We start from the raw sequence: 12,408 nt of genomic DNA on the forward strand, positions 1-12,408 counted from the left end.
ATCTTACATCTGTATGTGATTCACTTCCTCAAACGGTTGTGGAATCTTTTCGTCATCTTCATCTATTATTTGAAGAATATCTCTGGTAATTCCTCTAGAAATGGCTGAGATCGGCACATCATTTGGTGACCCTTCAAATGGATTCTCTCCGGCTAATCCAATACGCAACATCGTATTAAACACCCAAATTACAATCACCGTAAAAGGAATGTTCAACCAAACAAAATACGAACTAATAAATGGATTGGTTTCTGCTAAACCCGCCCCCATTTTTGAGAATGTCGGAATAATCGCAAATGGTAAAACCCACATAAAAATATGCACAAAATGATATCCGATACTTCCATATTGCTTTGGATACGGGAAATTCTTAATTCGTTCAGATTTACCTTGCAAAGCGGTTAACTCTTGCAACATTTCCTGGAGACGCAATAAAGAGAAATCCCAGAATTTCTTTTCATCCGTTAATCTTCTAAAATGTTGAGATTGTAAATTAATAATCGCATTTGGTTTGTTGTCCTTAGACATCACATACTGAAACTCTTCTTTAGACAAATAACATGGCAATTCTTCTTCTATGGGCGTCATGTATTCTGGAGTCACCCAATATTGATTATCATCCGAATCCTCACTCTTATAAGTGGTCTCCCACTTCTTTTTAGTACGCATCGCGTACCTCAGTGCGGTTAACCAGGCAATATGTCTATTCGTAATGATTTTCAACTCTTCTAACTCCGGTTTCTTTGCATCCGTATTATGTACATAAAAACTGTCCTTAACGGTAATAATTAATGACCGGGATGTATTTACAATACCGCCCCAAATCTTACGCGCTTCCCAAATACGGTCGTATGCTGCATTATTCTGAAAACCGATCATAAATGCTACAGCCGTACCTACCAAACCTATCGGAGTAAATGGCACCTGTAACCATTTGATATTAAAATACTCAAACAAAACCGTAGCTACTGCCGCAAATACAGTGAAAAAAATCAACTCTCGTTTGGTCCAATTTATAACTCCTTTAAACGGATATCTTCTTTGTGTATACATTGATTGTCTTTTTTTGCTAAAAGTACAAGAATAATGAAAAAACTAAGATTGAATTCATATCAAATTAGATTGGTCTACTTTTGTTGCAATGAAAAAAAATGAACATAAAACACCGCAAAGTCAACCCAAAAATCCATTACACGGGGTAAAATTGGCTGACATTTTAGAATTCCTTGTGGACGAATATGGATGGGACGAATTGGGTGATTTAATTGATATTAATTGCTTCCAAAACAACCCATCGATAAAATCATCCCTTAAGTTTTTGCGAAAATTTCCATGGGCCAGAGCCAAAGTAGAAAAACTGTATCTAGAAAGTATTTAAAAAACTTATTAAAGCTTTACCAATTTTTGAATCCCTCGGTTTCTTCCACTCTGTACAGCTATAAAATACGCTCCAGACGGTATATGTGATATATCTAATCTGGTGGAATTCTGATTTACGCTCGTTTTAAAGATTAGATTTCCAGATAAATCGAACAACATCACTTCCACATCTTCAAACACATCTACTTCTATAACCAGTGAACCGGATGTTGGATTTGGAAAAACATCAAATTCCACTTTACCCATCACGTCTTCTGTTCCAAGACTTAACGCCTGATCAAATTTGAGATAAAAAACATCTGATAGTCCCTGTGCGGAAAGCAGCGTCTTTGTTGAATCCGGATTAAAATCTATATCCCATCCACTGGAAAACCCTCCTGTGACCAAAAAACTTGTTGAGTTTAGCAAATTAACCTTTTCAGGATAAATATACCCATGAGAACCTCCACGCTTTGCCCAAACAAAATTCCCATTAGAATCTAATTTCTGAATATAATACTTGCCATCGGTCAAGATTAACGAATCCGATCCCGGATCAAAATCCACTGATCCATTGACAGCAGAAGTAGAATATAGATTCCCATCATTATCTATCGCACTAACTGGCCCAGCAGATCCCTTCTGATCACCTTTAGCCCATAAAAAATCGCCAGAAGAATTTAACTTCAAAACAAATTGACTATACATACCAGAACTTGTCATCATAAAAGTTGATGTCGTATCAGGATCAAAATCAATTGTTCCTGTATAACCCCCACTAACATACACATTATTTGAATTATTAATAGCTACATTGGTAATAACCAAGCTCTCCCCAAAAACAAGTCCCATCGCAAATGCCCATTCCAAGTTGCCATTGGCATCCAGCTTAACGGTATAGTATAGTCCATCATCGGCAGGGCTTAAAACAAAACTATTAGGGCCAGGGTCAAAATCAGAAGGTTGAGTTAATTTGCCAACCATTATTATATCATTATTATGATCAATTGCTAAATCATATATCGAAATTGACCCAGAGCCAGTGAATTGTTTTACCCAAATAAAATCTCCATCCTCATCCAGTTTAAGAGTGAACTGATCATGATTATTTTGACTGGATAACAAGTTTAAAGTTGTGGAATCATAGTCAAAATCAACAGTCCCAGCAAAAATACCGGAAAGAATAATATCATCTAGATTATCCAACTGCAGTTTCATCACTCCAGAATATAAACTTCCTGTTGCATATTGTTGTCCCCAAATGAAATTTCCATTTGCATCCATTTTAACTAAAAACGTACTTGGACCTGATATTGTAGAGGTCAAATTAAATACACCTAAATTTGGATCTAAATCAATAGAACCTTTAAAAGAACCAGCAACATACACATTCCCATTCTGATCAAAATCTATTGTACTACAAAGCGAACTACTTTGAGAAGGAGAAGAAAATATTTTCGCCCATACGAAACTACCCGTGGAATCTAACTTTTGAACATATGATGTTTTCACCGATATGGGTGAAGTATAAAAAAAACTATTTGGACCAGGATCAAAGTCAATATTTCCATAGAAGTAACCTACGGAATAGATATTACCATCCATATCAACTTTTGAATCTTCAAGCCTTATTTCCTGTCCCGAATTTCCCGTAGTGATCGCCCAATCCAATTTAGGTTGGATACTTTGACTAAAAGAAGCAGTAATACTACAAATTACTAAAGCGCTAATTAGAATTAAATTTCTCATAATAGGTTCTGGTTAAAGTCATTATAATGATTAACGTTTCTCAAAGTTAAATGGTTAGTCCATTTTTTGAGAAAATCTGTTTAAGCTCAAAAAACCACCTCAAATCCCATAAAATATCCGACCAAAACAATCCCGAATTTACCCCTTACATTTCTACGTCAAAATACCTACTTTCGCAATCTTTGAAACCAAGGGTATTATGCCTTTAATTTTCAGTCAACAACATGTCTAAATACAAAGAATACAAACAGTTAAATTTAACTGAAGTCGCGAACGAAGAGAACGAGTTTTGGAAAGCAAATGATATTTTCCAAAAAAGTATGGATGAACGCGAAGGTTCACCGGAATATGTGTTTTATGATGGGCCTCCATCTGCAAACGGAAAACCTGGTATTCACCACGTAATTTCACGTACGTTAAAAGATTTGTTTTGTCGTTACCAAACGCAAAAAGGGAAGCAGGTTATCCGTAAAGCGGGTTGGGATACCCATGGACTACCTGTTGAACTTAAAGTGGAAAAAGAACTTGGGATCACCAAAGAAGATATCGGCACAAAAATTTCTGTAGCTGAATACAATGAAGCTTGTCGCCAAACGGTAATGCAATATACCGAGGTTTGGGATGATCTTACCGATAAAATGGGATATTGGGTAGATATGGAAGAACCATATGTGACCTATAAAACCAAATATATTGAATCCGTTTGGTGGTTGTTGAAACAACTTCACGATAAGGACATGTTGTACAAAGGGTACACGATCCAACCTTATTCTCCTAAAGCTGGTACCGGATTAAGTTCTCATGAACTGAACTTACCTGGAACCTATGTGGATGTGAAAGACACCACCGTTGTGGCGCAGTTCAATCTGATCAAAGACGATAAATTCAAATCATTGTTTAATGATTTGGAAGAAGTTTTTGCTTTAGCATGGACAACAACACCATGGACGCTTCCTTCGAATACCGCTTTAGCCGTTGGACCAAAAATCGAATATGTACTGGTAAAATCATTTAACCAATACACATTTGAACCAATGCATGTATTGGTGGCAAAAGCCCTGGTTTCAAAAGCTTTTAGCGGGAAATACTTTGAGGGAACTGACGAAGAAATCTCTAATTACGCTGCTGAAGATAAAAAGATTCCATATCAAATCGTTTCATCGTTCACCGGAACCGATTTGGTAGATTTAAAATTCGAGCAACTACTTCCTTACGTACAACCAATGGAATCTCCGGAAGAAGCTTTCCGTATTATTCCTGGTGATTTCGTAACCACTGAAGATGGTACAGGTATCGTTCATATCGCACCGACTTTTGGTGCGGATGATGCGCAGGTAGCCAAAGCAGCTGGAGTACCGCCTATGTTGATCGAAGATGAAAACGGAAACCCTGTTCCATTGGTAGACCTACAAGGTAGATTTGTTTCTGCAATGGGAGAGTTTGCCGGGAAATACGTTAAAAACGAATATTACAATGATGGTGAAGCACCTCAACAAAGTGTAGATGTGGAGATTGCCATCAAATTAAAAACGGAAAACCGTGCATTTAAAGTTGAAAAATACGAGCACAGTTATCCGCATTGTTGGAGAACAGATAAGCCAATTTTATATTACCCGTTAGATTCATGGTTTGTACGAGCGACTGCTAAAAAGGAGCGTATGAGCGAATTGAACGACACGATTAACTGGAAGCCTAAAGCTACAGGTACAGGTCGTTTTGGAAACTGGTTGAAAAACTTAAATGACTGGAACTTATCGAGATCTCGTTACTGGGGAATTCCACTTCCCATCTGGCAAACAGAAGAAGGAGATGAATCTATCTGCATTGGATCTGTAGAACAACTCAAAAATGAAATTGACAAGTCTGTCGCAGCGGGAATCATGGATAAAAATCCATATGCTTCATTTGAAATCGGAAACATGTCCGATGAGAATTATGATGCTATAGATTTACACCGTCCATATGCTGATGATATCGTTTTGGTATCTTCAAATGGAGAACCTATGAAACGTGAATCAGACTTAATTGACGTATGGTTTGATTCAGGTTCTATGCCATATGCACAGTGGCACTATCCTTTTGAAAACAAAGAAAAAATTGATGGTAATAAAGCATTCCCGGCTGATTTTATCGCTGAGGGTGTAGATCAAACACGTGGTTGGTTCTATACATTACATGCCATTGGGACCATGGTATTTGATTCTGTAGCATATAAAAATGTTATTTCAAATGGATTGGTTTTAGACAAAAACGGAGTGAAGATGTCTAAACGTTTAGGCAATACCATTGATCCGTTTGATACATTGAAAAACTATGGCCCGGATGCAACCAGATGGTATATGATTACCAATGCGCAACCATGGGACAACCTGAAATTTGACCTGGATGGCATTACTGAAATCCAACGTAAGTTTTTCAGAGCATTACAAAACACCTATTCATTCTTCACGCTTTATGCGAATGTGGATGGATTTACATACGCTGAAGGTGATGTTCAGGACAGACCGGAAATTGATCAATGGATTTTAAGTAAATTAAACTCATTAGTGAAAAATGTAGACGCTGCATATTCGGATTATGAACCAACCAAAGCAGGCCGTTTAATTCAGGAATTTGTTGTGGATCATTTATCCAACTGGCACGTACGTCTTTCACGTAAACGTTTCTGGAGAGGTGATTATGGTCAGGATAAAATCTCTGCGTATCAAACATTGTATATGTGTTTAGAAACTATCGCAAAGATTTCTGCACCTATCGCGCCATTCTATAGCGATCGTTTGTTTAAAGACTTAAACGCAGTTACCGGAAAAGATACTTCTTTATCAGTGCATTTGGCATTATTCCCAGAAGTAAATGAAGAAGCGATTGATTTAGAGTTGGAAGAAAGAATGGAATTGGCACAGAAGATTTCATCTATGATTCTTTCTTTACGTAAGCGTGAAAACTTAAGAGTACGTCAGCCACTTCAAAAAGTGATGATTCCGGTTTTAGATGCCCATCAGCAATCACAAATTGAGGCTGTAGCTGATTTGATTAAGACCGAAACCAACATTAAAGAAGTTGCATTCATGGATGACGCTTCCGATATTTTAGTAAAAAATATCAAACCGAATTTCAAGACATTGGGACCTAAATTTGGTAAGCATATGAAGGCTATCGCGCAAGCAGTTGGTCAATTTACTAAAGAAGACATCCAGACGCTTGAAAGTCAAAAAGAAATGTCGTTGGATTTAGGTGCTGAAACGATCACCATTTCACTCGAAGATGTGGAAATCAGCACACAAGATATCGAAGGTTGGTTAGTGATGAATGATGACAAAATTACTGTGGCTTTAGACATCACAATTAGCACGGAATTACATCAGGAAGGTATCGCCAGAGAATTAGTCAATCGTATCCAAAACATACGTAAAGACAACGGTTTTGAGGTGACGGATAAAATTAATATTGCGATTTTAAAACAAGATTTATTAAAATCTAGTGTGGATGCTAATTTGAATTATATTTGTTCGGAAACGTTGACAAACAACCTTACCTTTACAGATACACTTTCAAATGAAAACGCAATCGCGATAGAACTGGAAGAGGGATTGACAACTCAAATTGCGGTATCAAAAATTTAAAGGAATTAAATTATTAAAATTATGTCAGAAAAAAATAGATACTCAGAAGCTGACCTAGCGGAATTTAGAGAATTAATAGAAGGCAAATTAGAAGAAGCACAAAGAGATTTGGACATGCTAAACGCTGCCATCTCACACGATAATAATGGTACTGACGATACATCTCCTTCATTCAAAATGATGGAAGATGGATCTGATACTTTAAGTAGAGAAGAGACGGCTCAGTTGGCAGCACGTCAAAAGAAATTTATCATTAGCTTAAAGAATGCTTTAATCCGTATTGAAAACAAAACTTACGGAATTTGTAGAGAAACTGGTAAACTGATCTCAAAAGAGCGTTTACGTGTAGTTCCTCATGCAACATTAAGTATTGAGGCTAAAAATAAAATGAGCTAATCTCGAGACAAAAATTCTTTCAGATTAAAAATCAAAATTACATCTCGAACTTAATCGTTCCGGCAATAGTTGCAGTTACGGTTTTGATTATCGATCAGTGGAGTAAAATTTGGGTAAAGACCAACATGTACATTGGTCAGGAGTACCAGATTACCGATTGGTTCTATATTCATTTCACGGAAAATCCGGGAATGGCATTTGGTATGGAACTCGGTGGAGATTATGGCAAGATTATTTTGAGTGTATTCAGAATTGTTGCTGTAATTGGGATTGGATGGTATATCGTTCGATCCAGCAAAGAAGGCGCGCATAAAGGCTTTTTGATTGCCATGGCATTTATTTTTGCAGGCGCCTTAGGAAATATTCTGGATTCCGTTTTTTACGGACAAATTTTTACTGCTTCAAATGCACATATCGCTCAAACTGTTCCTTTCGGGGAAGGTTATGCCGATGTCCTCTATGGGAAGGTTGTAGATATGCTTTATTTCCCATTGTTCGATGGGTGGTTCCCAAGTTGGGTCCCAGTTTGGGGAGATGAATATTTTATGTTCTTCCGACCGGTATTTAACATCGCTGATTCCGCAATTACCATTGGCGTTATTTTGATTTTCATATTCCAAAAGTCCTTTTTTGCCGAACCGCAAGAAAAGGTCAAAGAAGAATAACTAATTAGTTTTCAACATCCAAACCCCTCACCCAGTCTTTAATACCCAGCCATTTTAACATTTATTAAATAATATTAGAATTTGGCTAACACAATAAAATAGCTCAAATTTCGTAATTTGGTTCACACTTAATTGGGAGCTTTATGTTGAACTTAACAAAGTATGTTTTAGAGAAGGTGAGCTTTGATAAAAAGCTTTTCAAGAAGGAGTTAATCAAAGCAACAAAAGCCTTAAAGAAAGAAGAATTAATGTTATTATATACCTGGGGTGTGGTTCAGTTTGCTTCTGAACACCAACAAATGGTAAAAGAGATTGTTTCTCCATTTATCTAACATTAATCAGAACCAATGTTTAATCGTGGCTTGAAATGAATTTAATATTTCGTTTCAAGCCCTTATTTTTTGTACGCATTACAGGTGTTCCCGCAAAGACTTTTAAGAAAACCTCATCTGTAATTTCTTCCCAATCCTTTTTAGAAAAATCTTTCCAGCCAACATGACGATTAAATGCGGGTTCCAGAGTTGGATTCGTATTTCTGGTCCAGGGACAAACATCCTGACAGATATCACAACCAAAAATCCAATTTTCCATTTGCCCTTTAAACTCGGTGGGAATTTCATTTCTCAATTCAATAGTCAAATATGAAATACACTTTTTAGCGTCCAATTGATATGGGGTATTTAAAGCATCGGTAGGACACGCCTCCACACAAAGGTTACAAGTTCTGCATAAATCCTTTACAGGGCTGGTAGTTTCCATTTCAACATCCAAAATCAATTCAGCCAAAAAAAACTGTGATCCCTTCTTACGATTTAAGACTAAAGTGTTTTTACCGATCCATCCTAATCCACTACGTTTTGCCCAGGCTTTTTCCATCACCGGAGCAGAATCTACAAACGCACGACCATTCACTGCACCCACTTTTTCCTCAATGAAATGAAGTAATTCAATCAGTTTTTTCTTTAATACCTTATGATAATCCTTTCCATATGCATACTTGGAAATTTTATAGGTATCATCTTGTGGGGCAGGCAATGCAGGCAAATATTCAAAACCTAAAGACACTACCGTTTGCGCACCTTCTACTAATTTAGTAGGATTCGTTCTCTTATCAAAATGGTTTTCCATCCAGGCCATCTCCCCATGAGATTGATCTTGTAACCACTTTTCCAAAAAACGCGCTTCCTCATCCAAAAACTCAGCTTTGGAAACACCGAATAAAGAAAAGCCTAACTGATAGGCTTTTTGCTCAATTTGTAACTGCTGTGAAGATGTTAACCTCAAAACAAGGTAGATTGATCATATGGACGATTTCGTCCCAAATGCTTATACGCCATTTCAGTGACTTCACGCCCTCTGGATGTACGTTGTAAAAAACCTTCCTGAATTAAAAATGGTTCGTATACTTCTTCAATAGTTCCCGCATCTTCTCCTACTGCCGTAGAAACCGTGGTTAACCCTACCGGACCACCTTTAAACTTATCGATAATGGTAGCCAAAATCTTGTTATCCATTTCATCCAGCCCGTGTTTATCCACATTCAAGGCATCCAACGAATAATGTGTAATTTTTAAATCGACCCTTCCATTTCCCTTGATTTGCGCAAAATCACGTACTCTTCGCAGTAATGCATTAGTAATCCTTGGAGTTCCTCTACTTCTGGATGCAATTTCATGTGCGGCATCATAGTCAATCGCCACATTTAATATTTCAGCTGAACGCGTTACAATGGAAGCCAAAAGATCAGAATTGTAATACGCCAATCTGGAATTGATCCCGAAACGCGCACGTAATGGTGCGGTTAAGGAACCTGACCGCGTGGTAGCTCCCACCAGAGTGAAAGGCTCCAATTCAATCTGCACTGATCTGGCATTGGGCCCGGAATCGATCATAATGTCAATTTTATAATCTTCCATCGCGGAGTATAAAAACTCCTCTACCACAGGTTTTAATCTGTGAATCTCATCAATAAACAAAACATCATTGGTTCCCAGATTTGTTAATAACCCTGCTAAATCACCAGGTTTATCCAATACAGGCCCAGAGGTGATCTTAATATCCACACCCAATTCATTGGCTATGATATTGGCTAAAGTTGTTTTCCCCAATCCCGGAGGTCCATGTAGTAATACATGATCCAATGCTTCATCACGCAACTTAGCCGCTTCAACAAATACTTTTAAGTTTTCTACCACATGATCCTGGCCAGTAAAATCACCAAATGATTTCGGTCTTAATACTTTCTCTAGATCTCTATCAGACCCTGATAGATTTCCCGGATCAGCGTTTAAATATTCGTTCATATAACAAATGTAATAAAGACACCTTAGTCCATTTACCCTTTATGGGGTTATGTAAATAATTTGATCAAATATTCTACAAATAGCATCAAGCAACTTTAAAAATATAATTCACTTCTGAAGCCAATTGAACCTGAAGAATTTCTTCAAATTCCAGAGTATTCTTTTGTGCAATGCTTTTAATTTTTGCCAAATCGCACCCATCCGATAAAATCATGTGTACCTCCGCACCTTTGATTTGAGGCAACTGCTGAAACAGCTTTTCAAAATATTCATATTCTACCCCACAAAACCAGGCTTTTTCGGCTACGTTTTCCGGTTCTTTTGGATAGTATGGCGGGTTTATAAATACGTAATCAAAATCTTCTTTAGGCACCTGGTCTAACAGGTCAGAATACAAAGCCCGAATGTCCAGATTCAATTGGGCACTTAGTTCCTTTAATGACCTCACAGCTACTTTATTAATATCTGAAGCCCAAACCTGCGCGCCCTTACTGGCTGCTAAAACAGAAATAATTCCACTGCCACATCCCAATTCTAAAACCCTTTTATTTTGAAGATTTAAAGTAGATATGAAATCCAAAAACACTTTGGTGCTCATGGTATTTTTAGGAGAAAAAACACCCGGTTGAACCATCGTATAAATATCCTTGTACACGAACTTTCTGGGCTTCCGATGATACCAGAAATGATACTTCGCGTATAACGGTTGAATGAGTTTTAGAATTCTCCTTTTCATTATTCTGAATAAAAACCCTGTATTTCCGGTTGACGATATTTCCAGATCTTATGTAACGCTTTAATCTCATATGGATACTTATAAAAACCCGTTTGGTATCTCCAATGTGAAGCCCAATTTAACAGTCTCTTTTTAAAACCTTGAATTCTAAAATCTGAAACTGTTGGATACTTTCCATTTAAAACAGTTTCGAAATTTTTAATCGTATCAATCATATATGGTTTTAACCAGGGCGTTAAAGGATTTTTTCTTAAATCAAAGTGCTCCCAGCTCGGAGAAATCCAATCTTCCAATTTCTCTGGAAAATGGAACCCCGCATCAATAATCTGTTGATAGAGTTCCGAACCTTCAGTTGGCACCGGACTATAGAGATAAATTATAATTTCAGTATCAGGATTAATCTCTTTGATTTCTTTAATAAAATTGATATCCCATAAAATCTGTTCGTATACTTTTTCTTCTGTTTCAGCAGGCATTCCTAATACAAATGACATCTCAGGGATTATATCTACTCGTTTCATTCGAGCAGCAAACTCTTTGATCATTTGACCGGTTTGTGTCCCGCCTTTATTCATTTGCTTCAAGACCTCATCATTTCCCGTCTCCGCCCCTAGAAAAATCATTCTACATCCTGCTTTACGCATGAGCATCAGATCTTCATCTGAGTATCTATTAATCGTATCGATCCTACCTTCTCCCCAATATTGAATACCATCATTCATGATCAGTTTAGAAAACTCCACTACACGCTTTTTGGAGGTAAAAAAATTATTGTCATGGAATTCGACTGCATCAATTCCATACTTTGACTTAAAGTATTGGAGATCCTTATAAATGGCATCTGCAGACTTCCCTTTCCAACTCGCATTAAAAATGGGAACGATTGCACAAAATGAACAAGTAAACGGACATCCCATACTGGAATGATAGGACAATGTATTTTGTCCCATGAAAGTTTTAGCCAGATAATTACGTAATGGATAATCTGTATTTAAACTTTGATAAGGTAAATCCGGTAATGCATCCTGATCTAATAATCCCTCCTTAGCAGTTTTTATTATTTCTCCTTTCTGCGTTTTAAAAATTAAGTTTTTGATTTGTGATAAACGCTCATTTTCACCTGCCTCCAATGTTTCTATTAAAGATGGAAACGCAACATCGCCCGGACCTTTGATGATATAATTCACATACCCGGAGTCCAGGCAAACCTTATATTGATTGGAAGCAAAATATCCTCCCCAAATAGTCACGACATCAGAATATTCACTTTTTATCTCTTTCGTAAATGGAATGGCCTGACGGAGTTGCGGTCCCGGCATAACCGTACAGCAGAAATATTGGTATTCTCCTGTATTTAAGAGCGATTTGATTTTGGCTAAGGGTTCATCTTCCAGGTTTCCATCCACCAACGTATATCCATATTTATCATGAATAGATGCTGCTACCTGCAATATAGAATTCGGAATTCTATGCTTCGCACTGGCACTCCTGGGATTGAATATGATTAGCTTATTATTTTCCATCCCTTCTATTTTTCACAATCTATATCGCCCAATTCCATTCTATTGATTTGATAA

11 protein-coding genes are annotated in these 12,408 nt (G+C 37.2%); 5 read left to right on the forward strand and 6 right to left on the reverse strand.

The features are described 5' to 3' along the window. Positions 1–3: 3 nt before the first annotated feature. Positions 4–1,053: a hypothetical protein gene (locus tag KFE94_07085; protein UTW67870.1), complete on the reverse strand. Its 1,050-nt coding sequence runs from the start codon at positions 1,051–1,053 to the stop codon at positions 4–6. Positions 1,054–1,141: 88 nt separating this feature from the next. Between KFE94_07085 and KFE94_07090 the strand changes: the two genes are divergently transcribed. Continuing rightward, positions 1,142–1,378, forward strand: a complete 237-nt coding sequence (locus KFE94_07090; GenBank protein ID UTW67871.1) for a DUF2132 domain-containing protein — start codon at positions 1,142–1,144, stop codon at positions 1,376–1,378. Positions 1,379–1,386: 8 nt separating this feature from the next. On the opposite strand, the gene KFE94_07095 is transcribed toward KFE94_07090, so the two are convergent. Continuing rightward, positions 1,387–3,108, reverse strand: a complete 1,722-nt coding sequence (locus tag KFE94_07095) for a T9SS type A sorting domain-containing protein (GenBank protein UTW67872.1) — start codon at positions 3,106–3,108, stop codon at positions 1,387–1,389. Between the two features lie 224 nt (positions 3,109–3,332). On the opposite strand from KFE94_07095, the gene KFE94_07100 reads away from it, so the two are divergent. From KFE94_07100 to KFE94_07115, 4 genes are all read left to right on the forward strand, one after another. Beyond that, positions 3,333–6,731: an isoleucine--tRNA ligase gene (locus KFE94_07100; protein ID UTW67873.1), complete on the forward strand. Its 3,399-nt coding sequence runs from the start codon at positions 3,333–3,335 to the stop codon at positions 6,729–6,731. Positions 6,732–6,752: 21 nt separating this feature from the next. Continuing rightward, positions 6,753–7,127, forward strand: a complete 375-nt coding sequence (locus KFE94_07105; GenBank protein ID UTW67874.1) for a TraR/DksA family transcriptional regulator — start codon at positions 6,753–6,755, stop codon at positions 7,125–7,127. 41 nt (positions 7,128–7,168) lie between these two features. Beyond that, positions 7,169–7,792 (forward strand): lipoprotein signal peptidase, encoded by a 624-nt coding sequence (locus tag KFE94_07110; GenBank protein ID UTW68230.1) that lies wholly within the window; start codon positions 7,169–7,171, stop codon positions 7,790–7,792. 143 nt (positions 7,793–7,935) lie between these two features. Further along, the gene (locus KFE94_07115; protein UTW67875.1) at positions 7,936–8,124 is read left to right on the forward strand and encodes a hypothetical protein; all 189 of its coding nucleotides are present in this window, start codon (positions 7,936–7,938) and stop codon (positions 8,122–8,124) included. Positions 8,125–8,143: 19 nt separating this feature from the next. Here KFE94_07115 and queG read toward each other — a convergent pair whose 3' ends face one another. The 4 genes from queG to KFE94_07135 form a co-directional block, all read right to left on the reverse strand. Then, entirely contained in the window at positions 8,144–9,076 is a 933-nt protein-coding gene (gene queG, locus KFE94_07120; GenBank protein ID UTW67876.1) for a tRNA epoxyqueuosine(34) reductase QueG, read from the reverse strand. Then, positions 9,073–10,095: a Holliday junction branch migration DNA helicase RuvB gene (ruvB, locus tag KFE94_07125; protein UTW67877.1), complete on the reverse strand. Its 1,023-nt coding sequence runs from the start codon at positions 10,093–10,095 to the stop codon at positions 9,073–9,075. The genes queG and ruvB overlap by 4 nt, the downstream gene beginning before the upstream one ends. A gap of 85 nt (positions 10,096–10,180) precedes the next feature. Then, positions 10,181–10,831: a methyltransferase gene (locus KFE94_07130; protein UTW67878.1), complete on the reverse strand. Its 651-nt coding sequence runs from the start codon at positions 10,829–10,831 to the stop codon at positions 10,181–10,183. After that, positions 10,831–12,354: a B12-binding domain-containing radical SAM protein gene (locus KFE94_07135; GenBank protein UTW67879.1), complete on the reverse strand. Its 1,524-nt coding sequence runs from the start codon at positions 12,352–12,354 to the stop codon at positions 10,831–10,833. The genes KFE94_07130 and KFE94_07135 overlap by 1 nt, the downstream gene beginning before the upstream one ends. Positions 12,355–12,408 lie beyond the last annotated feature (54 nt).

The sequence above is a fragment of the bacterium SCSIO 12643 genome, from assembly GCA_024398135.1.
Classification (GTDB): domain Bacteria; phylum Bacteroidota; class Bacteroidia; order Flavobacteriales_G; family Salibacteraceae; genus CAJXZP01.

Coding starts and splice junctions, on each gene's coding strand:
- KFE94_07085 (UTW67870.1), bottom strand. CDS start 1,053: ATGTATACACAAAGAAGATATCCGTTTAAAGGAGTTATAAATTGGACC.
- KFE94_07130 (UTW67878.1), bottom strand. CDS start 10,831: ATGAAAAGGAGAATTCTAAAACTCATTCAACCGTTATACGCGAAGTAT.
- KFE94_07135 (UTW67879.1), bottom strand. CDS start 12,354: ATGGAAAATAATAAGCTAATCATATTCAATCCCAGGAGTGCCAGTGCG.
- KFE94_07105 (UTW67874.1), top strand. CDS start 6,753: ATGTCAGAAAAAAATAGATACTCAGAAGCTGACCTAGCGGAATTTAGA.
- KFE94_07115 (UTW67875.1), top strand. CDS start 7,936: ATGTTGAACTTAACAAAGTATGTTTTAGAGAAGGTGAGCTTTGATAAA.
- ruvB (UTW67877.1), bottom strand. CDS start 10,095: ATGAACGAATATTTAAACGCTGATCCGGGAAATCTATCAGGGTCTGAT.
- KFE94_07095 (UTW67872.1), bottom strand. CDS start 3,108: ATGAGAAATTTAATTCTAATTAGCGCTTTAGTAATTTGTAGTATTACT.
- KFE94_07100 (UTW67873.1), top strand. CDS start 3,333: ATGTCTAAATACAAAGAATACAAACAGTTAAATTTAACTGAAGTCGCG.
- KFE94_07090 (UTW67871.1), top strand. CDS start 1,142: ATGAAAAAAAATGAACATAAAACACCGCAAAGTCAACCCAAAAATCCA.